Source organism: Janthinobacterium lividum, from assembly GCF_011601275.1.
Lineage (GTDB): Bacteria > Pseudomonadota > Gammaproteobacteria > Burkholderiales > Burkholderiaceae_D > Janthinobacterium > Janthinobacterium lividum_E.
Genome location: NZ_JAAOLY010000012.1, coordinates 30,109 through 54,211, shown reverse-complemented (window position 1 = coordinate 54,211; position 24,103 = coordinate 30,109). Strand labels below are relative to the sequence as shown.

The following is a 24,103-nucleotide window of genomic DNA, read 5'->3' as shown; positions in this document are numbered from 1 at the left end:
TCCGATCGGCGGCCTTTAGCGTTGCATGGGCGGCGCTGTCGGCGTTGTTGATGACGCTGTCGGCGCGGGCGGCTCCGGTACACCATCGGTCTTGCTGCGGAGAACCCGGGGCGTGCCGCGGAAATCGGCCGTATGCAGGGTCACGGGGCGGCGCCAGATGCGGGCGATGTACGCCAGCACCTGTTCCGCCCGTTCCAGGTCGAGGCCGCGCCCATCACGCTGGTGATCGTGGCGAAGCACCAGGCTGCCGTCGTCGTTGAGCAGCGTGACGGCGATGCACGGCGCGCCATAGTTGTATTTGGGCGCCAGGATGGCTTCGCGGATGGCCGCCAAGTCGCGGGTGGCCAGGCGCGTTTCGCCATCGCGGTGGCTTTCATGCACGAACAGGCCCAGGCGGTCAGCCAGTTCGCCGTCCAGATAATTGCGTATGAAACTGCAGTCGTCATCGTCACGGCAAATCTGGCGCGCCCGCGCCAGTCCTTCACGCTCGATGATGTGTTCCCACATGCAAAATCCCAAATGATAGGGATTGACGGCCAGCGCCTGCTGGTGCTCGCCCGCGTAAGGGCGCACCACGTCCGAATGGGACTTGATGGCGGACAGGTACAAGGCCGGCGGCAGGAAGTCGGCTTCGCGCAGCAGCCGTGCATGCCAGTACGAGGCCCAGCCTTCGTTCATGATCTGGCAGGCGTACACGGGATAAAAGTAAAACGACTCTTCGCGCACAGCCAGGAAAATGTCGCGTTCCCAGTCCGCCAGTTCCGGCCCATGTTGTGCGATAAACCAGAGTAAATCGTATTCGGGCTGCGGCGGCAGGAGCGGGCGCTGCGCCAGCCTTGCCCGGGCCGCCTCGTGCGCCGCCAGCGCCGCCGCTTCGCCGGGCAGGCGCCGGTAGCGTTGTGCAAAAGGATCTTCCGCGCCGGGTCTGTCTTGCGTGCCGGCCACGCCGGCTGGCGCCGCCGCCGCATACGGCGGCCGGTGCAGTTCGGCGTGCACGTCCACGTGCTGCTCGAGCGACAGTGCCGCGTCGAGCACGGCTTCCACCTGCTCTTGCCCATGGCGTTGCAACGCCAGTTCGAGACGCTGCGCCCGCGCCGCGCTTTGTTCCAGGATGTGCTGGCCCGCCATGGCGCCGAAACGCAGGAACAGGGCATTGCGGCTGGCAAAGTCGGCGTGGCCCAGCACGTGCGCTGTGACGAGGGTGTTTTCCGCCACAGAATTGTGCTCGGCCATGTAGGCATGGCATGGGTCGCCGGGAAACATGACTTCGAACATATGCGAGTTGCCCATCTTTTGATGCACGAGCTGGTGGATGTAGCGCACGCCGAACGACCAGTGGCGCATGCGCACGGGCAAGCCATAGATAGCGATCTCGGCCATGAAGCTGTCCGGCACCAGCTCGAACTCGACGGGGGCAAATTCCAGCCCCAGTGTCCGCGCCAGCGCTTCGATGCGCGCCGCGTAGGCGTCCAGGCCGGCTATGTTTGCCGTGCCGCCATGATGCTGAGCGTCATGCCGCGTCATGCCGCGTCCTCCGTATCGGCCGCTTCGTGCTGGAAAAAAGTGCGGATCGCCGCCCAGATATCGTCATTCCTGCTCAGGATGCTGCTGTGCAGGGGCAAGCCCCGGCGTTCCTGCTCGGCGCACAGGCTGTGCATTTCCGTTTCCAGGCTGCGCGGCACGCCGGGCACGGTTTCCACATAGCCCATGTAGTTGAGCAGGGCGGCCAGTTCACCGAGTGCCAGGCTGGCCGCCGCCCGGTCTTCGCTGAAATTCTCGCCATCGGAGGCATAGAACAGGTAGGCGTTGTAGCGGCCCGGCGCATAGTGTTCCTGCAGTAGTTCGCGACTCAGGCGAAAGGCGGTGGACACCATGGTGCCGCCCATGCCGTTGACTTGGAAGAACTCGGCTTCGGAAAACTCCCAGGCCCGCGTCGTATGGGCAATAAAACGTGTTTCCACGCGCGCATACCTGCGGCGCAAGCCCTGCAAGGCAAAGAAAAAGAAGGATTTGGCCAGTTTGCGCTCGGCCTGCGCCATGCTGGCCGACACGTCCAGCACGAAAAACACGACGGCGTTCGTGCTGGGTCGGGGCTGTGGCAGGACCTGGCGGTAACGCAAGTCCTCATTGGTGAAGGGCACGGGCTGCGTTTGCAGCGCGCGCCGCTTGATCGCTTCCTTGACGGTGCGCCGGCGGTCCAGGCGCGACCGGGCGCCATGACGGTCCAGTCCGCTACGCACGAGCTGTACCTCGTCAATCGGCCCTACGTGGCGGGGCTTCAGGTGCGGCAGCTCGAAGGCGTCCCACAGCCAGTCGAGAATGTCGTCGATGGGAAACTCCAGCAGCAAGCGCACGGCTCCCTCGCCATCGCCGCCTTCGCCTTGCGTTCTAACCCCGCCCGTGGCGGCAGGGTCGGCCGCGCGCAGGATATCGCCGGGCTGGCCGTCTCCCTGGCCCGCGCCCATGCTGTTGCGCGCGGGCGCCAGACGGAAACGCGCATGTTCGAGCAGACGCATGGGTACTTGTACCGTGCGCTGCTGCGGCCCGCCGATCAGGTCAGGCGTGGCGATCAGCTCGGGCAAGTGGGCCTGCACGGCGTCGCGCACTTTCTGGTTGTGGCGCAGCCAGTCGCGCGCGCCGCGCGAGAACAGCCCATACCAAGGCTGGGCCAGGTCGGGCGCGGCTGCTGCCGCAGGACCATCCTGCTTGCCTTTGCCTGGCGAGGTCGTGGCGGACATGGCTATTCCTGTGCCAGCAAGGTGGTCACGTAGTTGAGCGCTTCGCGCGCGCTGTGGGCGTCGTAGCCGTATTCGTCGACCAGGCGCTGTTCGACGGCGGAAATCCTGGCCCGCACGTCGTCATCGGGGCGCTTGGCTGAACCCACCAGACGCAGCACGTCGCGCCGCTGCTCGAACAGATATTGCTGTACTGCATCGTGCAATTGCGCATGGCTGCCCAGGCCAAACGCCTCGCCCCGCTTGAAGGCGCCCATGGCCTTGCGCACCACCTCCTGGCGGAAAGACTGCTTGCCAGAATCGCTGATATGAATTTTTTCTTCCACGGCGCGCAGGAAGCGCTCGTCGGGACGGCGCTCTTCGCTGGTGATGGGATCGCGGACCTGGCGGTTGTCGAGCATGGCTTCGACTTCATCGAGGTATTTATTCAGCAAGTCTTGCGCTTCCTGCTCGAACGACACGAACAGGGCCTTGTGCACGTCCGCCTTGACCCAGCGGTTATAGAAATCCTTGCGCGTGAGCACCAGGTAATCGATCCACTGGCGTTTGCGCCGCGGTTCGATGCGCGCATCGCTTTCAATGCTGTCCTTCAGGGCCAGCAGCACATCCATGGTGGACAGGCTGTTGCGCTGGGCGGAAATGATGGCGTGCGACAGGGCATTGATGACGAAACGGGGCGACACGCCCGACAGGCCTTCGTCGGGCGCCTTGTCGCGCTCGCGCATGCGGTGGAGATCGGCATGCTGCAAGTCGTCGACGTCTTCGTTGGCGTAGATGCGCAGCTTCTTGACCAGCTCGGCTTCCTTGTCGTCACCGTCAGACAGGCGGCTCAAGATGGCAAACACGGCCGCCGCATGCAGCACGTGCGGATCGAGGTGCACGTCGCGGAAGGCGGGCGCGGCTGCCTGGATCAGCTTGCGGTAAATGCGCGCTTCTTCGCGGTAATTAAGCGTATAGGGCACTTGCACGATGACCATGCGGTCGAGCAGCGCCTCGTTTTCGCTTTCTTGCAGGAATTTGCGAAATTCGGCCAGATTCGTGTGCGCGACGATGGTTTCATCGAGGTAAATCAGGGGGAAGCGCGACACCTTGACATTTTTTTCCTGCGTCAGGGTCAGCAGCAGGTAGAGAAATTCCCGCTTGACCTTGAGGATTTCGATCATTTCCAGCATGCCGCGGCTGGCCGCATACACGGCGCCGGACCAGGACCAGGCGCGCGGATCGCCTTCGTCGCCGTACTGCGCCACTTTCGACAGGTCGACGGAGCCCACGAGGTCGGCCAGGTCGGCCGTGGTGGGATCGTGCGGAGCATACGTGCCGATGCCGCAGCGGCCCGCCTCGGACAGGTGGATGCGCTCGACGGGCATGCGCAGGAAGTCGCCCCCGTACTGTTCTTCCAGACGGGCGCGGCAATGGGGACACAGTTCGCCGTGCAGTTCGGCATCATAGCTGGCGCGAAAGTCGGCGCGCATGCTGTGCGGCACCAGATGCAGCGGCGATTCGTGCACGGGACAGCCGGCGATGCCATATAGCGCGCCTTCACTGCTGTGGCTATATTCTTCCAGCCCCCGCTTGAGCAGGATCACCATGGTCGACTTGCCGCCAGATGGCGGGCCCAGCAGCAACAGCATGCGCCGGCCCACTTCGGAGCCGGCGGCGGCCGCCTTGAAGTAGGCGGCGACCCGGTCGATCGCCTCGTCGATGCCGAACAGCTCGTCGTCGAACAGGCGGCAGCGGAAGCGCCCGCCGTCGTCGGTCTGGCCATTCCAGCGCATCATGTCCCACAGATACTGGTGCGCGCTGCGCGTCAGCAGGCCTGCGCGGCCGGGCAGGATTTGCTCGATGAAGTCGGCAAAACTGCCACGCCAGGGACTGATGCGGTGTTTTTCCGCCCAGGCCGCCATGCCTTGCACAAAACCCGCATGCTGGCCTTGCTCGCCCGCAGGCGCGTCGTCATCGGATTGGTGTGGCATACCAGGAATCGTCATTATTTCCCCATCCATACCGTTGCTGCCGTGTGCAGGCCCAGTTCCAGCCTACCCGTCAAGTATACGACGCTGCCTCTGCCCGCACGACTGATCTCGCTCAACCTTGACGAGGGAACCATTTTTATCCTCGCTGCGCCCATTGAGACAGGGCAGCCATGCGTCAGCGCGGTTCAATCCAGATCAATACAGGCCTGCGCGGCACGTCCACACTGGTCTTGCGACGACCCACGAGGAGAACATAATGATAGGTAACGAGAATGGTTTCAGCTCCCCGCCTGGCGGCAGCGGCAGGGGACAAAGCGCGGACGATGAAGAGGCCGTGGGCCAGTTTGCCGCCCCCGGCGAAGACGACAATACGATCGAGAGCGCGTCCGTCTCGGAGGTACCCGACGCCCTGAGCGGCGTCAGCATGGAATTGCTGGAAATCAAGCGCAGCATCGAAGACGGCATGCGCCAGGGTATTTCCCAGGCGGGCGGCGTGCGCGCGGCCGATGCCTTCAGCGACGGCGGCAATATCCAGGGCGTGTCCATCGGCCTGGGCGAGGGCGCCAGCGACAGCTCGTCCGGCGAGCCGGGCTTGCCGGCCCTGACCCTGTACGTGGCCGAACCCACCTCCGTCGACCGCGCCAAGGCCGCCATCGTGGGGGCCATGGGCGTGCGCGCCGTGGCCAGCGACAGGGTGCCCGTCAACATCGTCGTCACGGGCGTGATCGACGCGCAACCGCACCGTTTCCGCTTGCGTCCGGCGCCGGGCGGCGTGTCGGTCGGGCATTTCCGCATTACAGCCGGCACCATCGGCTGCCTGGCCGTGGGCCGCAGCGCGCCGCGCAGCGGCCGCTTGATGATCCTGAGCAATAATCACGTGCTGGCCAATTCCAACGGCGGCGTGTTCAACGATTGCATCGTGCAGCCTGGTCCCATCGACGGGGGACGTTGCCCACAAGACCAGGTGGCCGTGCTCGAGCGTTTCGTGCCCATCAATTTCAGCGGCGGCGTCAATTACGTCGATTGCGCCACCGGCTGGGCCTGGCCTGACCGCGTGCGGCCCGAACTGGTCTACCTGAGCGGCGGCGTGCCCGCCTACTTCCGTATCAGCAATGCGCTGGTGGCACCCGCGTTGGGCATGATGGTCGGCAAGTCCGGTCGCACCACGCAATTGACGCAGGGCCGCATCACGGGCCTGGGCGCCACCATCAACGTCAATTACGGCGGCGGCAGGATCGCGCTGTTCCAGGACCAGATCGCCATCACGGGCGTGAGCGGGGCATTCAGCGCGGGCGGTGATTCCGGCTCGTCCATATGGACCTGGAACCAGCAGCGCAATCCCGTCGGCCTGCTGTTTGCCGGCGGCAATAACATCACGTTTGCCAACCAGATGCGGCGGGTCGTGGCGGCGCTCGACATCAATTTGTACACTTGAGCACGCTGCCAGATACCGCCTTGCATAACGCTGCTTTTTGCACGATGATGATTGTATGGGAGGCCGCAGCCATGCATGGTTGTGCCCGGCGAACGGTGCTGCAGCGCCGGATGGCCGGGTGTATCATGGAATGCCTCAGGAGGGTTGTCATGTCAAACAGTAAATTCGTACCATCGCCATATGCCGTCTTCGAAGACGCTGCCATGCCGTACTTACCGGATGAAATTCCTGGACAGGGCATGGGGCAGTACACTCCGGCCGCGCCCCACGGCCGCCTGGAAGCGGCAAAGCGGCGCAACGAGCGGGCGCTGATGGCCATCGACGGCGTGGAAGGCGTCAGCGTGGGACACACGGCCGTGGGCAAGGACGCGCTCGTCGTGTATTTGCGCGACTCGTCCGTCAAGCGGCGCGTGCCGTCGCAGGTCGAGGGCTATCCGGTGGAAACGAGCATCACTGGCCAGATCGATATCCAGCGCTGGTAGGTAGGCAGGCCTGGCCGCCTGGCCGCTGATCGTTGCGGCGGAAGGCCTGTTGCCAAGCCTTCCGGGTTCCTTTCCGCCTGCTTTATTTGCTCAGGCGGCTGATCGCTTCGGCCACGCCCGTGCCATAGGCGGGGTCGCACAGCGTGCAATTGCCGATGTGGCGTTGCTTGACTTGCTCCGAAGCGCCCGAGATGGCGCGCGCCGTGTTGTCGAACAGTGCCTGCTGCTGTGCCGGCGTCATCAGGCGGAACAGGGCGCGAGGCTGCGAATAGTAGTCCTCGTCGACCCTGTGGTTCCAGTGATCGGCCGCGCCTTCGATGCTCAATGGCGGTTCGCGGAAGTCGGGTTGCTCGGCCCATTCCTGCTCGCTGTTCGGCTCATAGCCCAACGTTCCCCCCTGGTTGCCGTCGACGCGCATCTGGCCGTCGCGGTGGTAGCTGTGGAACGGGCATTTCGGCGCGTTGACAGGGATATGGCTGTGGTTGACGCCGAGGCGGTAGCGCTGCGCGTCGCCATACGAAAACAGGCGGCCCTGCAGCATCTTGTCCGGCGAAAAGCTGATGCCGGGCACCACGTTGGCCGGGTTGAAGGCCGCCTGTTCCACTTCCGCGAAATGATTGTCGGCATTGCGGTTCAGTTCCAGCACGCCCACTTCGATCAGCGGATAGTCGCCGTGCGGCCACACTTTCGACAGGTCGAAGGGGTTGAGGTGATACGTGCCAGCCTCTTTTTCCGGCATGATCTGCACGTACAGGGTCCAGCGGGGGAAATCCTTGTTTTCGATGCTTTCATACAGGTCGCGGTGCGAGCTTTCGCGGTCCTTGCCGACCAGTTCCTCGGCTTGCGCGTCGGTCAGGTTTTGTATCCCTTGCTGGGTTTTCAAGGTGAACTTGACCCAGAATCGCTCGTTTTGCGCATTCAGGAAGCTGAAGGTATGGCTGCCGAAGCCGTGCATGTGGCGGAAACTGCGCGGCAAGCCCCGGTCGCTCATCACCACCGTGACCTGGTGCAGCGCTTCGGGCAGCGAAGTCCAGAAATCCCAGTTGCTATTGGCGCTGCGCAAGCCCGTGCGCGGGTCGCGCTTGATGGCATGGTTCAGATCGGGAAATTTCAATGGGTCGCGCATGAAAAACACGGGCGTGTTGTTGCCGACCAGGTCCCAGTTGCCTTCTTCCGTATAAAACTTCAGGGCGAAGCCGCGGATGTCGCGTTCCGCATCGGCCGCGCCCCGTTCGCCGGCCACCGTGGAAAAGCGCGCGAACATCGGCGTTTGCTTGCCCACTGCGCCAAAAATCTTGGCCCGCGTGTAGCGCGTGATGTCGTGCGTGACGGTAAACGTGCCGTGCGCACCCGATCCCTTGGCATGCATGCGGCGCTCGGGAATCACTTCACGGTCGAAGTGGGCCAGCTTTTCCAGGAACCATACATCTTGCAACAGGGCGGGGCCGCGTGGGCCGGCCGTCTGGATGTTCTGGTTGTCGACGACAGGCGCGCCAAAGGCGGTGGTGAGCTTTTTCATTGGACTCTTTCTTTCTTGGCTAGGCAGAGCAATGGACGCACCGGCGCTACTCAAACTGGCTGGGTTGAATGAAAACTCACCGGGGCTGGTCCAGAGTAAAATTTCTAAAATGCAATTTAGTGTAAACCTTTTCGTGCGGACGGCATACCTTGCCGCCTGCGACAGCACAGGCGGCGTCCCAGCATCATAACTGCTGAGTCAGCTCCGCTCCCGCACGCTTGCAAGTTGCAAGTATATAAAGGCAGGCAGCGCTTGCGCCACTGGCCTTTCGTCCAGTTAGAAGCGGTTCCAGTTGTTATGCCGGTGCTCCGTCGCTTCCTTCATCAGGTGGCCGGCGCGCAGGGCGTCGTCGGCCTGCACCGTCATGGCCAGTTCCTGGATGGCGGGCGGGTATTCGTGGTGGGCGGCTTCTTCCAGCAACTCAAGGCCCTTGGCCAGGTCGCGCGGAACGCCGCGGCCTTCGCGGTAGGCGTTATACAGTAGAAACATGGCGTGCGGATTGCCCTGTTCGCTTGATTTTGCCAGCCAGCGTGCCGCTTCACTCTGGTCTTTCGGTACGCCTTCGCCATTCGCTGCCAGCAAGCCCAGCATCAGGGCCGCCTTCGCATGGCCTTGCTGCGCCGCTTGCCGGTACCACAGCCACGCTTGTCCGGGCGTGGCCGCGCGCAGCATCTGGCCCAGTTCGAACGACGCTTCCGTGTCTCCGGCGCGGGCCGCCTGTTCGAACAGGCTCAAGGCATCGGCGCGGCGCTCGGGACGGGCCTGGTAAATCAGCGCCAGTTCGCGCTCGGCGACGGGCATGTCCTTGCCGGCCCAGCTGCGTACCTTGCGTTCGGCCTGGTGGTCGCCCGCCTGGCGCGCATGCATGGCCACGGCTTCGATTTCCGCCGCCGTGGGTGGTGGTGGCGACTGGCAGGCGGCCAGGACGGTAGCCAGCACGACGGCGGGAAGGGAGAGTGCGTGTTTCATCTGGATGAACTTTCATCAAAACAGGCCGGAACTGCCGCAGTCCCGGCCCATGGACCTTATTTGCTCAGGTCGATGCGGTACTTGGCGAAACCGCTGGCGTCGAGGCCGCCTTCGGCCGCCACGTTGGCGATGCCGCTGCCTTGCGCCAGCGCCAGGTGGCCCGGCGCCGAGCGCAGGATCACGGGGCCGGCCGTGGCCGTCTTGACAAAGCTCCAGCTGCGCGCGCTGCCATTGGCTGCCAGCGTCACCTTGCCGCCCTTGGTGCTGAGCGACGCTAGGTAATTGCTGACCACGGCCTGATTCGCGTCGGGCGACTTGATGATGGTCTTGCTGCCATCGATGCCGGGCACGGCGCCGCCGCCACCGGCGCGGTAATCGTTGGTGGCGACGATGAAATCATCGCCATCGGCGACCGGTGCGCCCTTGTACGTGAGGTTGACGATGCGGCTGCCCGGTTTTTTCGTCACGTCGATCTGGTACGTGAGGGCATTGTTTTCCGCGTAGAACACGTCATAGTTATAGATCGTGCCATACGACGGCACCAGATCCTGTTCGACCGTGGCGCTCGGATCGATCTGCGCGAATTGCTTGGCCGACGTTTCCAGCCACGCCTTCAAGTCCGCGCCCTTGATTTTGACGGCTTGCAAGTTGTTATTGCTATACAAATACAGATCGCCCGGATTGCGCACCTGCAAGCCGATTGGCGCGGCCGGCGTCGCGCCCGCGGCCACGTCCGTGAAGTCCGACGGCCCGTTGCGGCCCGCCTTGAACGGCGCGCTGCACGAGATGACGGGGATGTTCTTGTAGCTGGACAAGGTCGCATCCGTGCTGGTGGCGATGAAGTTCTTCACGTAGTCGAGCTGTGCCTGGTTCACCAGCTGGATGGCGCTGACGTCGCCCACCAGCGCGAAATAGGCCGACATCTCGAAATCCGTGCTGATGCCCAGCGGCTGCTTGGCGTAGGCGATGGTGGCCGCATGCTCGGTGGCTACGAGCGGCGCGATGGCCGGGTCGGCTTTCACGAGGGTCGTGCCGTCCGTGTACTTGAAGCCGCGCGATTCCACCGTCGTCTTGGCCGGCTGTACCACCCATTTTCCAGCCTGGTACACCATCGTCAGCTTGATGATGCCCAAACGGCGGCCCCAGCTTTGTGCCATGACGGTGGGCACGCCGTTCACAAAACCGTTGACGGCGTCGATCTTCGCGCTGGCGGGGAAGGCGGCAAACGAGGCGTCCAGCGCGGCCGCGCCCGTCTCTTTGCCTTTCGGGAAGATCAAGTGCGAGTGGCCGATCATCAGCGCGTCGATGCCCGTGCTGGTCAAGTGATAGCTGCCGTTTTCCATCTTCGGGCTGTAGGCGCTCGTGTCCAGGCCGCCATGGGACAGGGCCACGACGAGGTCGGCGCCCTTGTTGCGCAATTCCGGCACATATTGCTTGGCTGCTTCCTGCACGCCCGTCACGCTGACTTTGCCGGCGAGCACTTTCTGGTCCCATTCGAGGATTTGCGGCGGCACAAAGCTCAGCACGCCTACATTGATCTTCACGGTCAGCTTGCTGCCGTCGGGCGCCGTGGCGGCGAAATCGCGGGGCAGCAGGGCGTAGGGCTGGAAGATGGGCTTGCCGCTGCTCACGCCGACGACATTGCTCAGCACGGAAGGGAAGGCGGGCGCGCCGCAAGTGCCCGTCGGCTTGGCCACGCCGGGGATGCCGAAATCCGTGTTGGTGATCTGGCTCAGGTAGGGCAAGCCATAGTTGAATTCATGGTTGCCCATGCCGCCCGCGTCGTATTTCAGCGCGTTCATGGCCTTGTGCACGGCCAGGGTGCCAGAACAGGGCACGGGTGCGGCCACGGCCTGCAGGTCGGCCAGCAAGGTGCCCTGGATGACGTCGCCATCGTCGAGCAGCACATTGTTCGGATTTTCCGCACGCGCCGCCTGGATCAGGGTCGACGTGCGCTCCAGGCCCAGGCTCGTGTCTTCGGCCAGCGCATAGTAGTTATAGCTCAACACGTTCGAGTGGATATCGGTGGTTTCCAGCAATGCCACGGTGACCGTCGTGCCTTCGGGAATGGCCGGTGCCGTGTTTGAACTGCCGTTGCAAGCAACGAGACCCGCACTTGCCAGCGCCGCCAGCATGACCCTATTTGTTTTCATTACCGCCCTCGCAGAGATTCAAAGGACGCGACTGTAACGCCGCCATGTGACGCGGCGATGACAGTCGTGCAAGGCGCATGGATACAGGCTTACGCGCAGGCCGCCACGGCCTTGGCCAGCCAGTCCGCATCGACGGATCCCAGGCGCCGCGTGCAGATCCGATGTTGAGAAGTTAGAATCACTGTGTACGGCAAGCCCTTGATTTGATTGCCAAAGGTGGGCAGCAAGGCGGGTGATGCCAGGGCTTGTGGATAGCTGGCCCGGTGCTGCCGCAGGAACGCTTGCGCGGCCGCCCGCGTGTCGATGGCGATGCCGATGAAGGGAAGTTTCGGCTGCTTGGCGGCGTGGGCATCCAATATCGGCAGCTCCCGGATGCACGGCAGGCAGTTGCTGGCCCAGAAGTTCAGCACCACTGGCTGGTTCTGGAACTGGCCGAGCTTCAGCCGGCCTTCGCCATCGACGCGCGGCAGGTCGAAGGACAGCGGCGCCGCGTTCGCATGGCAGGCAAACACCAGCAATAGCGCCGGCCAGCGCGTCATTGCGGCACCACGGCCGCGTCCGTCATGCGGTAATACAAGCCCATGGGATCGCTGGCCAGTACTTTCAGCTTGCCCTGCACGATGAACGGCGCATAGCTGAATTTCACGGGCGTGCGGCTCTTGACCTCCACCACGCCTTCCGGGCCGGCCGGCAGGCAAAAGGGGCAGCTGGCCGAGGTGACGGTCAGCAGGAAGTGTTTCTGCTTTTGCCCCGGTTCCAATGGCATCATGAAGCCTTGCACTTTCACGTCCGTATTGTCGAGCGCGCTGATTTCCGGCGTGTATTTCGGCACCATACGGCCCTTTTTTGCCTTGACCGTGGTGGCCTTGCCCAGCAGTTTCCACGAGATCACGCCCGGCAACTCCGTCAGGGGCGCAAAGAAAGAGGGCGGCTCGTCGGAAGGTGCCGCCACAGCGATGCCGGCCAGCAGCAGGCCGGCGCTCAATACGATGATTTTCAACATAGTCATTTCCTTTCAAGGACGCGCCAGGACGGCGGCGATATCGGTGCGGTAGGCGCGCATGGCGGGCAGGGCCGCGGCCAGCAAGCCCACGGCCATGGCGATCACGGGCAGCCAGGCTTCACCAGGCGCCACGCGCCACGCCTGCAGGTTCAGGTCCTGCATCGATTCCAGCAGGGCAATCCCCGCATGCCCCAGCAGCCAGCCGATGGCGGTACCGGCCAGCGACAGCAGCAGGCCCTGCGCCAGCAGCAAACGCAGCAGCTTGGCTGGCGAAGCGCCCAGGGTGCGCAGGATGGCCATGTCCATCCTGCGTTCTTCCAGCGCGCCGTACAGCGCCACGAACAGCGACAGGGCCGCCACCAGCAGCACGCCGGCGGCAATCGCGCGCAGCACATCGATGCCCACGCCCAGCAGATTGAACAGGCGTGCCGCCTCGAAAGCGGGCTGGGCCGCCTGCAAGCTGGGCTGACTGTTGACCCAGCGCGGCAGGCTGATGGCGGCCAGCGGCGACGCGTATTGCACCAGCACGGCCGTCAGTTCGCGTTCGGGCGCGGCCGATGGCTGTTCATCGGGATCCGTTTCATGCACTTGCCACACGGAAGCGACGGGCGTGAGGATCAGGCGGTCGAGCACCGTGCCCGTAGGCTGCAGGATGCCCACCACCTTGTAGGGTGCATGATCGTGCAGTTCGCCGCCCGCCGCCAGGCCATGCGAGCCGGCAAAAGTCGCTCCCACACTCGCGCCTGTCTCGCGGGCGGCGCGGGCGCCGAACACAGCCTGCATGGGCTGGCTGAACAGGAGGCCTTGCGCCAGGTCGGCGCCATAATGATCGAGCAGCGCCGTGGTGCTGCCGACGATGCGAAAACCCTGGAAATTGTCGCCCAAGGCCAGGGGAATGGCGGACTGGACCAGCGGCTGCGCGGCCAGCGCCGCCAGCGCGCTTGCAGGGATGTTGCCGGTCGGAATATCGGCATGATACACGGAAGACAATATCAGCTGCAGCGGCGAGCCCTTCGCGCCTACCACCAGATCGATGCCTTGCGCCTCGCGTTCGGCGTGCTCTTCCAGCTGGTTGGATACGCCAAGAATGAAGGTCATCATGGCGATGCCGATGGCCACCAGCAGCAGATTCAGGCTGGCCGCCAGCGGCTTGTGACGCACGGCGCGCCAGGCCAGGGTGGCCGCGTTCATGCCGTCACCTGAAGACGTGGCAGGCGCAGCACGGTAGCGTCGGGCAAGGCGGCCAGCACGCGCGCGTCGTGGCTGGCGATCACCAGCGTGGCGCCTGACTGCCCGGCCTGCCTCACCAGCAGGTGCACGACGGCCGCGCAGGAGGCGTCATCGAGGTTGGCAGTGGGCTCGTCGGCCAGTATCAGCTGCGGGCGCATGACGACGGCGCGCGCGATGGCGGCCCGTTGCCGCTGGCCGCCGCTCAAGGCATGCGGGTAAGCGTCGAGCTTGCTGGCCAGGCCCAACTGGCCCAGCAGGCTGGCGGCGCGGGCCGGATCGGGCCGCTGGCCGCTGGCGTAGGCCGGCAGCAGGACATTGTCCAGCACGTTCAGGCTGGGCAGCAGCGCCAGTTGTTGAGGCAGCAAGCCTACGGTGCGGCCGCGCCAGCTGTCGCGCTGGCGTGGCGTCAGGCCAGGCAGGGACCGGCCCGCCACTTCAAGGCGGCCCGCCTGGGGCGCCAGGATGCCCGCCAGCAAATGCAACAAGGTCGATTTGCCGGAGCCGGACGGCCCCAGCAGCAGTGCGTGGCGGCCGGCGGGCAAATCAAAGGCGGCGATATCGAGTACGGGGCGCGCGGCGTCATAGCCGTAGGTCAGTGAGGCGAGGTGGAGCATGAATGTTCTTTCCGGTAAGCGAAGGGGGCGACCTCAAAAATCGCCACACAAATGCAAGTGAGCTGCATTATAATTTAAAACGCAATTGACTTGCATTTAAAATCCATACTCCATTGCATCCCCTCATCGACCACCCGAAAGATACCCATGCCCCAGCGCAAACTCCCCGTCACCGTCCTGTCCGGCTTTCTTGGCGCCGGCAAGACCACCTTGCTCAACCACATACTGCGCAACCGCGAAGGCAAGCGCGTGGCCGTTATCGTCAACGACATGAGCGAAGTCAATATCGACGCTTCGCTCGTCAAGGACAGTGCCGAGGCGGCCGGCGCGGCACTGTCGCGCACGGAAGAAAAACTCGTGGAAATGTCGAACGGCTGCATCTGCTGCACCCTGCGCGACGATCTGCTGCTGGAAGTGCGGCGCCTGGCGGCCGAGGACCGCTTCGATTACCTGTTGATCGAATCGACGGGCGTGGGCGAGCCGATGCCCGTGGCCGCCACCTTCGACTTCGAGGACGAGCACGGCGACAGCCTGAATGACGTGGCGCGCATCGACTGCATGGTCACCGTCGTCGACTGCGCCAACCTGCTGGCGGATTTTCATAGCGAAGACAGCCTGGAGCAGCGGGGAGAAACGGCGGGCGAGGGCGACGACCGCCAGCTGGCAAACTTGCTGACGGAACAGATCGAGTTTGCCAATGTCATCGTCCTCAACAAGGTCGACATGGTGGCGGCGGACGAGCGCCTGCGCGTGCTGGCCATTGTAAAAGCCCTCAATCCCGGCGCGCGCATCATCGAAACCAACCACTCCATCGTGCCGCTCGACGCCATCCTGGGCACGAACTTGTTCGACCTCGAGCAGGCGGCCGCCATGCCGGGCTGGGCACAGGAGCTGGCCGGCACCCACACGCCGGAGACGGAAACCTACGGCATCGGCAGCTTCGTCTACCGGGCGAAGGAACCGTTCCACGCGCAGCGCCTGCACGACTATATTTCGCAACCGATACCGGGCGTTGTGCGCAGCAAGGGATATTTCTGGCTGGCCAGCCGCCCCGAATGGGTGGCCAGCCTGTCCGGCGCGGGCAAGCTGATGAATATCGAGCCCGTGGGCCTGTGGTGGGCGTCCGTACCGAAGGAGCGCTGGCCCACGGATGCGGCCTCGCTGGCGGAAGTTAAAGCGGGCTGGAACGAAACGTATGGCGACCGCTACCAGGAACTCGTCTTCATCGGCCAGGACATGGACCAGGCCGCCATTGAGGCGGACTTGAAGAAATGTCAACTCAACACCACGGAAACGCACCAGGGCATGGCCGCCTGGCGCCAGCTGCCGGACCCGTTTCCCCAATGGCAGCGCATGGAAGAACTCGAAGATTAACTTGAACAGGAACACACCATGACAGAACTGATCCCCGTCACCATCATCACGGGTTTTCTCGGCAGCGGGAAAACCACCTTGCTCAAGCGCATATTGCAGGGCGATCACGGCGTGCGCATCGCCGTGATCGAAAACGAATTCGCCGCCGAAAGCATCGACCATGGCTTGCTGGTGCAGGACAGCGGCGAGCAGATCGTGGAAATGAACAATGGCTGCATCTGCTGCAGCGTGCGGGGCGACCTGATCCGCATCCTGGGCGAATTGCACGCCAAACGCGCAGCCGGGACGATCGATTTCGACCACGTCATCATCGAAACGACGGGCCTGGCCGCGCCGGGTCCCGTGGCGCAAACCTTTTTTGCGGAACCCTCCGTCAGCGAGTGCTACATGCTGGACGCCATCCTCACGGTGGTCGACGCGCGCCATGCGCAGCAGCAATTGACGGCGCACAAGGAAGCGCAGGAGCAAGTCGGCTTTGCCGACCGCATCCTGCTGTCGAAGACGGACCTGGTCGGCAAGGATGAACTGGCCGCGCTGCGCCAGCGGCTGGCCGCCATCAATGGCCGCGCCAGCATACAGAAAGTGCGCTTCGGCAATGTGCCGCTGCGCGACATTTTGAACATTCGCGGCTTCAACCTGAACGCCATCGTCGAGCTGGAGCCGGATTTCCTCGGGGAATTGGGCCACCGCCACGGTGACGGCGTGCAATCGTTCGTCTACCACCAGGCCCAGCCCCTCGATCTGCTCCAGGTGGAAAACTTTCTCGATGCCGTGGTGCAACTGTTCGGTACGCAGCTGATGCGCTACAAGGGCATTTTGTACGTTGCCGACCTGCCATGCCGCGCCGTGTTCCAGGGCGTGCACATGCTGATGGGCTCGGAACTGGGCGCACCGTGGCGCGACGATGAGCCGCGCGCCAGCAAGATGATCTTTATCGGTCGCGACTTGCCGCAGGATATGCTGATCCGGGGCCTGGATCGTTGCGTGGCCGGCGCCGCCAGCCCGGCCAGCATGATGGCCGAGGTGATTGCCGGGGAGGCGGCATGAGCGTGGAAGCGGGCTTGCCCGCCCTGGCGCTGATCTTTCTCCTCGGTATGCGGCATGGCCTGGAGCCCGACCACCTGGCCGCCGTCGATGGGCTGACCCTGCGCAGCCAAGCCGCGTCGCCGCGCTGGGCGCCATGGATGGGGGCGCTGTTTGCGCTGGGCCATGGCGTTACCGTGCTGGCCATCGTGGCCTTGGCCGCCGTGGCATCGCAGCAATTTGCACCGTCGGAAACACTGTTCGGCTGGCTGGAATGGCTGCCCATCGCCTTGCTGCTGTTGATCGCTGGCATGAATGCGCGCAGCTTGCTGGCCGGGGCACAACTGGCCGAGGTGCGCGGGCGGCTGTTGCCACGGTCGCTGCGGGGCGCATCCGGGCCGCTCGCCGCCATTCTCGTCGGCATGCTGTTTGCGCTGGTCTTCGACACGGCCCTGCAGGCGGCCGCCTGGGGCTACGCGGCCGTCGCGCTGGGCGGCATGGGGCCGGCTTTGCTGACGGGTACGGTGTTTGCCGTCGGCATGGGCGTGACGGATACCTTCGATGGCTGGGTTACGGCAAAGGTCATGCGCACCGGCAAGCTTGATGTCGTGCGCGCCTTCCGGCGCCGCCTGGGCTGGCCCATCGTCGCCATCTGCGTGGCCATGGCTGCCTACATGGTGGCAGGCAAGTTTGACTCCGCGTGGTCGCTGCCGGAAAGCTGGACGGCGGCGCTGGGCGCGGCCATGGTATTGCTAATGGCGGCCCTGTACGGCTGGACCTTGCTGGGCTTGCGCCGCGTGCGTGCCTGAGCTGGAGGCGTGGGTATAATGGAAAAAACTGCCGGATTCCACCATGCCCGCACCCGATATCGTCATCCGCCTGCTGACGCCAGCAGACACCGCCGCCTTTTGCGCGCTGCGCCTGCGCGCCATCCTTGATTCGCCCAGCTCGTTTTCGGCGTCGCGCGAGGATGAACTGGCGCGCACGGCGGCGGAACATGCACAGCGCATCGCTGACGGCCCCATGCAAAGGGCTTTCGGCGCCTTCGATGGCGAACGTCTCGTCGGTTTTGTCGGCTTGCGGCGCGAGTCCATGCGCCAGCTATCGCACAAGGCTCTGCTATGGGGTGTGTTCGTCGATGTGGCGCAGCGGGGCAGGGGCGTGGCACGGCGGCTCGTGAACGCCTGCATCGAACTGGCCGAGACGGACTCTGCCGTCATGCAGGTGCACTTGAGCGTGAATGCGGAAAACAATGCCGCCCTGCGGCTGTATGAATCCTTGGGATTTATCGCGTATGGCACGGAGCCGCGCTCGATGCGCGTGGGCGACCTGTTTTATGACGAGCATCACCTGGCCTTGCTGCTCAAGTGATGGCAGAGGAGTCTTACTTGCAGCGCGGGCACAGGCCCTTGATCAGGTAATCGACTTCGCCGCCGCTGAAACCTTCCGGCAGAAGCACGGGCGGCGGCAGCTTGACTTCATTGAAGCAGGTGACGTTCGCGCATTTGGTGCACTGGAAGTGCGCGTGCTCGTGCGCCTGGTGGCCGGCGCCGGCGCTGAAGCGCCACACCTGGTCGGCGCCCGCGATGCGGTGCACCAGTTCATTTTCCGTCAGCCATTCCAGCACCCGGTACAGGGTGACGGAATCGATATCGCTGTCCTGCGACAGCGCTTGCTGGATTTCATGGTGGGTCAGCGAACGGCTTTGCGCCATTAAAAAGTCGAGCACCTTCACACGCGTCTTGGTGACGCGGGCGTTGGTGTTGCGGATCAGCGATTCGGCGTGCGGTGTAGAAGATGATGTCAACATGATAAGCCTGCTTGCGGGGATCGGCTGGCGGCGTCATCGCCGTGCCTTTGCCACCCTATGGGCCGTATCTTAGCATGCGTGCCGCTCCGGATGAAACGGCATCACGGTTTGAACGTCCAATAGCGGCCGGCCGCCGTATCGACGGGGTCTAGAAAGCGCTGGTCGGCGCGCGCATTGTTGCGTATCAGATAAAACATGTCGGACAAGGCCGAGCGCTTTTCCGCAAAATACGAGTGCTTCATGAAACTCGTGTCGACCCCGGTGGCGTCGATGGTTTCCACGCCCGCCACGATCAGCATGCCGGCGCCGCTGTCGCCCGCCCGCGCATAGCCGTGCACGGCCTTCGAGGCGGCCAGGGCCAGGTCTTGCGACGAGGCATACAATGTGACGGGGTTGCGCGCGCGGGCCAGTTTCGGCGCGATATCGTGCTTGAAGATGGCGGCATCGATATCGGGCGCGGACAGGATGATTTCCGTGATCTTTTGCGCCAGTTGCGGCTGCGCCGCCAGCAAGTCGGTCACGGCGCGCGCCAGGCCCCGGCTGCCCATGCTGTGGCCCACCAGATACACTTGCGCCGCGTCCGTGCTGGCGAGAAAATCGGCCAGGAAGGCCGTGATGTGGGGCGTGCTCCATTCGATATTGTTTTCATCGATGGTATAGCCGGCCACCTCGCCGCGCGACGGCCAGCTGTAGAACACGGGCGCGCCGTCGAAACCGAGGTCGTAGGCCATCTGTCCCGTGCGCCGCGCCGCATCCTCGAAACTCACGTTGTAGCCATGCACGAAGATAAAGGCGCTCTTGCCGGCCGACGCGCGGATCTGGGTTTTCAGTGCGGCAAAGAAGTTGTCGCGGTCCTGCACGTCGGCCGACAGCACCACCACGTGCTTGGCCGGGTCGTCGCGAAATTCCAGGCGCCACAGCGACGGCGATTCCAGCTGGCCCATGCGGTGGTCGCGCGGGATGCTGATGTCGCAGCTGCCATAGCTGAGCGGGCCATTGCCTCCCATGACATTGCGTTCGCCGCTGAAACGCTGGGCCGGCGGCTTGCCCACGTCGCGCTGGCGGTCCGTGGCGAAATACACTTTGACCACCGCGTAGTTCGACACGTCGGCGCTTTTGTCGGCGGGGGCGGGCGCCGTTTGCGTCGCAGACGCCGCAGGCGCTGCCGGCGGCAAGGCTACGGGCGGACGCAGCGCATCGAGCAAGCCTTGCGCGGCGAACAGGGTTTCCATGTCATCGGGTACTTTCGCCGCGGAGAGGGCAGCCGACAGGGCCAGTTGCAGCTGGGTATTGGCGGCTTCGGCCTCCAGCGCGACGATGGCGGCCAGGATGGCGGCGGCGCTGTCGAACTTGGCAATGGCCAGCTTCAGGCGCTGATAGTGGCTGGCGACGGCTTCCGGCGCGTGGCCGGGCGCGCCATGTTCGATGGCCGCCACGACGGCGGAAGTAATCAAGTCCATGCGCTACCTGCCTCTCTGATCAATATGAATTAAATATCAACTCATATTGCCATAAAAGCACGCGGAAAGCGACTTGTCCAGCACCGCGCGCACGCGGTGCGCGACAGGTCAATGCTGCTTGTCGTCGCTGAACTGCTGCGCCAAGGATTGCAGAGGGGCCACCGTCAGGCCGCCGCGGCTCACGTGCTCGGGGATGGCCACGCGCACGGGCTTGCTGTGCATGTTGGCGGACGACAGCACGTTCGTCGTGGTCTCGGGCGCCGCGTTCCATACGGGATCGACAATGCCTTCGAACACATGTTTCAATTGCTCGCCCCAGGTGTCGCGGATCATGCGGAAATACTGGTTCTTTTCATCGATGGTGACAAAGCGCGTGACGGCCAGGCTGCCCGTCTCGTAGACGAGCAGATCGAGCGGCAAGCCGACGGAAATGTTCGAGCGCAGGGTGGAATCCATGGAGATTAGCGCACACTTGGCCGCTTCGTCCAGGCGCGTATGCGGGTTGATGACCCGGTCGATGATGGGCTTGCCGTATTTGGCTTCGCCGATCTGGAAATATGTGTTTTCATCGTGCGATTCGATGAAATTGCCGGCCGAATACACTTGAAACAGCCGGCAGCGCTCGGCGCCGATCTGCCCGCCCACAATGATGCTGACGTTGAAATCGATGCCGCAGTCGGCCAGCGCCTTCGCTTCGCGCAGGTGCACGGTGCGCACGGCTTCGCCCACGATGCGCGCCGCGTCGTACATGCTGGCCACGTTCCAGATGCTGCGCCCGTCCGCATCCACGTGTTCCGAGACGATCTGGCGGATCGCCTGCGAGATCGACAAATTACCCGCCGTCATCAGGACCAGCATGCGGTCGCCCGGGTTCTCGAACACGCTCATCTTGCGGAAGGTGCCCACCTGGTCCACGCCGGCGTTGGTGCGGGAGTCGGACAGGAAGACCAGGCCTTCGTTCAGGCGCATGCCTATGCAATAAGTCATCGTCGTAAATCAAATCGAAAGGGGAAGCATTCTACACCAGCCGGGGCTTGAGTATCCGCCGCAAGCCCCGGCCAGCCTCATTCCTGCCCATTTACACGGGCACGATCTGCACATCCACGCGCAAGGTTTCCGTACCGCCGCCCTGGCGCACACCCCGCACGGGCGCGGCCGAATCGTAGTCGCGTCCGATGGCCAGGCGGCAATACGCATCCGTCATCAGCCGCGCATGCGTGACGTCGATGCTGACCCAGCCTGCGAAATCCGTGTCTTCCGTCCAGGCGTCGACCCAGGCGTGGCTGGCTGCATGGCCCGTCGTGCCCGGGTCGATGTAGCCGGAGACATAACGGGCCGGGATGCCCCAGGCGTGGCAGCAGGCGAGGAACAGGTGCGCGTGGTCCTGGCACACGCCCCGCCCCAGGGCCAGGGCGTCGCCGGCCGTGGTGGTGACCATGGTGGCGCCGCTTTCATACGCCACCTTGCCGACGATGTGCTCGGCCAGGCGCAGCAGATGGCCCGTGCCGGCCGTGACGCGACGGTCCGGCAGGCTGGCGGCCGTCAGCTCCACAATGGCGGGGTTGGCCTGCGTCAGGGGCGTGGGCATGGTAAACAACAGCGGCGACAGGGTATCGACCAGGTTCAGCCGCCCCTTGTGCGGGTAGATGGTTTCCACCACGCCATGCGCCACCAGGCTCAGCGATTGATGGCTGCCGTTAATCGTCAGCATGTGCGACAGATTGCCGTAGGCATCCGTGTAGGCGTGGCACTGGCCCGGCGTGCTGATTTGCCAGGACAGGGCCCGCTGCTGCGGTTCGATACGCGGCGTCAGGTGCAGCTGCTGGATGGTGTAGGCCAGCGGCGCACTGTAGGCGTAGTGGGTTTCGTGGCGGATGGTGAGCTGCATCAGGCCGCCAGGGGAACGAGGAAGTCGCGGCTGACCCGGTTGCCCAGGTCATAGATGTTTTCCAGAAACTCCGTCAAGGTATGATGCAGGCCCGCCTTCATGATGTCGTCGATATGGCCGAATTTCAGCTCCGCATGCAGCTTGCCGGCGAACCGCTCCGTATCGGCCGACACGTCGTTGCGGATATGCTTCAGATTTTCCACCACGTCATCCATGCAGGCAAGCAATGACCTGGGCATGTCGCCGCGCAGCATCAGCAGTTCCGCCACCCTGGCCGGGGTGATCACGTCGCGGTAGACCTTGCGGTAGATTTCGAAGCCGGAAACGGAGCGCAGCAGGGCCGCCCAGTAGTAAAAGTCGCGCTGCGCGACGTCTTTGGAGGTGTCGCGCGCGCCGTGGAACTTCACGTCGAGGATGCGCGCCGTGTTGTCGGCCCGCTCCAGGAAAGTGCCCAGGCGAATGAAGTAAATCGCTTCGTCCTTGAGCATGGTGCCCAGGGTCACGCCGCGCGACAGGTGCGAGCGGTACTTGACCCATTCAAAGAAGGCGCTGGGGTCCGTTTCCAGCAGATTGCTTTTCAGGCGCTTCTGCATGTCGAGCCAGGTGGCGTTCTGGATTTCCCACACTTCCGTCGTCAGGGTGCCGCGCACGGCGCGAGCGTTTTCGCGCGCGCCCGTCAGGCAGGCCAGGATGGACGAGGGGTTGTTCGGGTCGCGCACCATGAAGTCGAGCACGTCGCGCGTATGGAAGCGGCCATATTTGTGGTCGTACGCGCTTTGCAGCTCGGAAATGCCCAGCGTGGCGCGCCAGCCTTGCTCCGCGTCCTGCTCGGACTGGGGCAGCATGGACGTTTGCATGTTGACGTCAAGCATGCGCGCCGTGTTTTCCGCCCGCTCCGTGTAGCGGGCCATCCAGAACAAATGATCGGCGGTGCGGCTCAGCATGTTTTTTCTCCTGCAAAGGCTGCTTTATCTTCTGATAATGTGGCTTCCAGTACCCAGGTATCCTTGGTGCCGCCCCCCTGCGATGAATTGACCACCAGCGAGCCTTCGCCGAGTGCCACGCGGGTCAGGCCGCCGGGCACCATGGAGATCGTCTTGCCGGATAGCACGAACGGGCGCAGATCGATGTGGCGCGGCGCGATGCCGGCCTCGACGTACGTTGGGCAGGCGGACAGGGCCAAGGTCGGCTGGGCGATGTAGCCGTCCGGATTGGCCAGCAGGCGCTGGCGGAAATCCTCGATCTGCGCCAGGCTCGACGCCGGCCCCACCAGCATGCCGTAGCCGCCCGCGCCATGCACTTCCTTGACCACCAGTTTCGGCAAGTTCGCCAGCACGTAGGACAGGTCGGCCGCCTTGCGGCACTGGTAGGTGGGCACGTTGTTGAGTATCGGTTCCTGCGACAGGTAGAATTTGATCATGTCGGGCACGAAAGGGTAGATCGACTTGTCGTCGGCCACGCCCGTGCCGATGGCGTTCGCCAAGGTGACTCGTCCCGCGCGGTAGACGGACAGCAGGCCCGGCACGCCCAGCGAGGAATCGGAGCGGAAGGCCAGCGGATCGAGGAAATCGTCGTCGACGCGGCGATAAATGACGTCGACGCGCTTGGGCCCGCGCGTGGTGCGCATGTAGACGGAATTGTCGTTGACAAACAAATCCTTGCCCTCGACCAGTTCCACACCCATCTGCTGGGCCAGGAACGCATGCTCGAAGTAGGCGGAGTTGTACATGCCCGGCGTCATGACGACGACCGTGGGGTCATCGACGCCCATCGGTGCGACGGAGCGCAGGTTGTCGAGCAGCATGTCCGGGTAATGGTCGACGGGGGCGATGCGGTTGCGGGCGAACAGTTCCGGGAACAATCGCATCATCATCTTGCGGTCTTCCAGCATATAGGACACGCCGGACGGCACCCGCAGATTGTCTTCCAGCACATAGAATTCGCCCTTGCCCGCACGCACGATGTCGACGCCAGCGATATGCGCGTAAATGTCGGAAGCGACGGCAATGCCCTGCATTTCCGGGCGATACTGGGCATTCTTGTAGATTTGCTCGGCGGGAATGATGCCCGCCTTGATGATGTTTTGCTCATGATAAATATCATGGATGAACATGTTCAAGGCTTGCACGCGCTGCACCAGGCCCGTCTGCATCTGCGTCCATTCGGCGGCGGGGATGATGCGGGGGATGGTGTCGAAGGGAATCAGGCGTTCTGTGCCGGCATCGTCGCCGTAGACGGCAAACGTGATGCCGACGCGGCGAAACGTCAGGTCGGCTTCGGCCCGCTTGCGGGCGATGGTTTCCGGGGATTGCTGCGCCAGCCAGTTATCGAATTCACGATAGTGTTCGCGTACCTTGCTGTCCGTACCCACGTCATCCGCAGTCATTTCATTGAAAAAATTTGCCATGTTGTGATTTCCCTTGAGCCGTGTCTGA

Annotated in this window: 22 protein-coding genes; 6 read left to right on the top strand and 16 right to left on the bottom strand. The window is 63.8% G+C overall.

Features of this window, described 5'->3' with window-relative positions; translation table 11 throughout:
- Nucleotides 1-15 precede the first annotated feature (15 nt).
- From GYK42_RS18430 to GYK42_RS18420, 3 genes are read right to left on the bottom strand one after another with little or no spacing between them, the layout of a single operon-like run.
- The gene (locus GYK42_RS18430; RefSeq protein ID WP_166448683.1) at nucleotides 16-1,524 is read right to left on the bottom strand and encodes a SpoVR family protein; all 1,509 of its coding nucleotides are present in this window, start codon (nucleotides 1,522-1,524) and stop codon (nucleotides 16-18) included.
- Complete coding sequence (locus GYK42_RS18425; protein WP_166448682.1) at nucleotides 1,521-2,738, bottom strand: DUF444 family protein; 1,218 nt, start codon at nucleotides 2,736-2,738, stop codon at nucleotides 1,521-1,523. Before GYK42_RS18425 ends, GYK42_RS18430 begins: the two co-directional genes overlap by 4 nt.
- Nucleotides 2,739-2,740: 2 nt before the next feature.
- On the bottom strand, nucleotides 2,741-4,708 hold the full coding sequence (locus GYK42_RS18420) for a serine protein kinase (protein ID WP_166448681.1): 1,968 nt from the start codon (nucleotides 4,706-4,708) through the stop codon (nucleotides 2,741-2,743).
- A gap of 256 nt (nucleotides 4,709-4,964) precedes the next feature.
- Here GYK42_RS18420 and GYK42_RS18415 point away from each other — a divergent pair, with 256 nt between their 5' ends.
- Nucleotides 4,965-6,143 carry a hypothetical protein gene (locus tag GYK42_RS18415; protein ID WP_166448680.1) on the top strand — a complete coding sequence of 393 codons (1,179 nt, stop codon included), beginning with the start codon at nucleotides 4,965-4,967 and terminating at the stop codon, nucleotides 6,141-6,143.
- A 149-nt stretch (nucleotides 6,144-6,292) separates the two neighbouring features.
- Nucleotides 6,293-6,625: a hypothetical protein gene (locus tag GYK42_RS18410; RefSeq protein WP_139143634.1), complete on the top strand. Its 333-nt coding sequence runs from the start codon at nucleotides 6,293-6,295 to the stop codon at nucleotides 6,623-6,625.
- 82 nt (nucleotides 6,626-6,707) lie between these two features.
- Here the strand turns inward: GYK42_RS18410 and GYK42_RS18405 are convergent, their stop codons facing one another.
- The 7 genes from GYK42_RS18405 to GYK42_RS18375 all read right to left on the bottom strand — a co-directional run bounded on the left by GYK42_RS18405 (nucleotide 6,708) and on the right by GYK42_RS18375 (nucleotide 14,113).
- Complete coding sequence (locus GYK42_RS18405) at nucleotides 6,708-8,144, bottom strand: catalase (protein WP_166448679.1); 1,437 nt, start codon at nucleotides 8,142-8,144, stop codon at nucleotides 6,708-6,710.
- 276 nt (nucleotides 8,145-8,420) lie between these two features.
- Nucleotides 8,421-9,113, bottom strand: coding sequence for a tetratricopeptide repeat protein (locus GYK42_RS18400; protein ID WP_166448678.1), 693 nt, complete (start codon nucleotides 9,111-9,113; stop codon nucleotides 8,421-8,423).
- Between the two features lie 56 nt (nucleotides 9,114-9,169).
- Nucleotides 9,170-11,266 carry a bifunctional 2',3'-cyclic-nucleotide 2'-phosphodiesterase/3'-nucleotidase gene (locus GYK42_RS18395; RefSeq protein ID WP_166448677.1) on the bottom strand — a complete coding sequence of 699 codons (2,097 nt, stop codon included), beginning with the start codon at nucleotides 11,264-11,266 and terminating at the stop codon, nucleotides 9,170-9,172.
- 89 nt (nucleotides 11,267-11,355) lie between these two features.
- Nucleotides 11,356-11,805, bottom strand: a complete 450-nt coding sequence (locus tag GYK42_RS18390) for a TlpA family protein disulfide reductase (RefSeq protein WP_166448676.1) — start codon at nucleotides 11,803-11,805, stop codon at nucleotides 11,356-11,358.
- A complete protein-coding gene (locus GYK42_RS18385; protein WP_166448675.1) occupies nucleotides 11,802-12,269 on the bottom strand; it encodes a DUF3299 domain-containing protein in 468 nt (155 codons plus the stop codon). The genes GYK42_RS18390 and GYK42_RS18385 overlap by 4 nt, the downstream gene beginning before the upstream one ends.
- A 12-nt stretch (nucleotides 12,270-12,281) precedes the next feature.
- The gene (locus GYK42_RS18380) at nucleotides 12,282-13,460 is read right to left on the bottom strand and encodes an ABC transporter permease (protein WP_166448674.1); all 1,179 of its coding nucleotides are present in this window, start codon (nucleotides 13,458-13,460) and stop codon (nucleotides 12,282-12,284) included.
- Entirely contained in the window at nucleotides 13,457-14,113 is a 657-nt protein-coding gene (locus GYK42_RS18375; RefSeq protein ID WP_166448673.1) for an ABC transporter ATP-binding protein, read from the bottom strand. The genes GYK42_RS18380 and GYK42_RS18375 overlap by 4 nt, the downstream gene beginning before the upstream one ends.
- A 147-nt stretch (nucleotides 14,114-14,260) precedes the next feature.
- On the opposite strand from GYK42_RS18375, the gene zigA reads away from it, so the two are divergent.
- Genes zigA through GYK42_RS18355 form a run of 4 tightly spaced genes read left to right on the top strand, consistent with a single transcriptional unit; the run spans nucleotide 14,261 to nucleotide 17,881 of the window.
- Complete coding sequence (gene zigA / locus GYK42_RS18370; RefSeq protein ID WP_166448672.1) at nucleotides 14,261-15,487, top strand: zinc metallochaperone GTPase ZigA; 1,227 nt, start codon at nucleotides 14,261-14,263, stop codon at nucleotides 15,485-15,487.
- A gap of 18 nt (nucleotides 15,488-15,505) precedes the next feature.
- Nucleotides 15,506-16,534, top strand: coding sequence for a CobW family GTP-binding protein (locus tag GYK42_RS18365; protein WP_166448671.1), 1,029 nt, complete (start codon nucleotides 15,506-15,508; stop codon nucleotides 16,532-16,534).
- Nucleotides 16,531-17,319: a hypothetical protein gene (locus tag GYK42_RS18360; RefSeq protein ID WP_166448670.1), complete on the top strand. Its 789-nt coding sequence runs from the start codon at nucleotides 16,531-16,533 to the stop codon at nucleotides 17,317-17,319. Before GYK42_RS18365 ends, GYK42_RS18360 begins: the two co-directional genes overlap by 4 nt.
- 43 nt (nucleotides 17,320-17,362) lie before the next feature.
- The gene (locus tag GYK42_RS18355; RefSeq protein WP_166448669.1) at nucleotides 17,363-17,881 is read left to right on the top strand and encodes a GNAT family N-acetyltransferase; all 519 of its coding nucleotides are present in this window, start codon (nucleotides 17,363-17,365) and stop codon (nucleotides 17,879-17,881) included.
- A gap of 13 nt (nucleotides 17,882-17,894) precedes the next feature.
- On the opposite strand, the gene GYK42_RS18350 is transcribed toward GYK42_RS18355, so the two are convergent.
- The 6 genes from GYK42_RS18350 to GYK42_RS18325 all read right to left on the bottom strand — a co-directional run bounded on the left by GYK42_RS18350 (nucleotide 17,895) and on the right by GYK42_RS18325 (nucleotide 24,075).
- Nucleotides 17,895-18,320 (bottom strand): Fur family transcriptional regulator, encoded by a 426-nt coding sequence (locus GYK42_RS18350; protein ID WP_070218730.1) that lies wholly within the window; start codon nucleotides 18,318-18,320, stop codon nucleotides 17,895-17,897.
- Nucleotides 18,321-18,421: 101 nt separating this feature from the next.
- Nucleotides 18,422-19,780 (bottom strand): alpha/beta hydrolase, encoded by a 1,359-nt coding sequence (locus tag GYK42_RS18345; protein ID WP_166448668.1) that lies wholly within the window; start codon nucleotides 19,778-19,780, stop codon nucleotides 18,422-18,424.
- A gap of 108 nt (nucleotides 19,781-19,888) precedes the next feature.
- Nucleotides 19,889-20,767 carry a peptidase gene (locus GYK42_RS18340; RefSeq protein ID WP_166448667.1) on the bottom strand — a complete coding sequence of 293 codons (879 nt, stop codon included), beginning with the start codon at nucleotides 20,765-20,767 and terminating at the stop codon, nucleotides 19,889-19,891.
- 91 nt (nucleotides 20,768-20,858) lie between these two features.
- Nucleotides 20,859-21,668, bottom strand: a complete 810-nt coding sequence (locus GYK42_RS18335; RefSeq protein ID WP_166448666.1) for a transglutaminase family protein — start codon at nucleotides 21,666-21,668, stop codon at nucleotides 20,859-20,861.
- On the bottom strand, nucleotides 21,668-22,612 hold the full coding sequence (locus GYK42_RS18330; protein ID WP_166448665.1) for an alpha-E domain-containing protein: 945 nt from the start codon (nucleotides 22,610-22,612) through the stop codon (nucleotides 21,668-21,670). Before GYK42_RS18330 ends, GYK42_RS18335 begins: the two co-directional genes overlap by 1 nt.
- Nucleotides 22,606-24,075 (bottom strand): circularly permuted type 2 ATP-grasp protein, encoded by a 1,470-nt coding sequence (locus GYK42_RS18325; protein WP_166448664.1) that lies wholly within the window; start codon nucleotides 24,073-24,075, stop codon nucleotides 22,606-22,608. The genes GYK42_RS18330 and GYK42_RS18325 overlap by 7 nt, the downstream gene beginning before the upstream one ends.
- Nucleotides 24,076-24,103 lie beyond the last annotated feature (28 nt).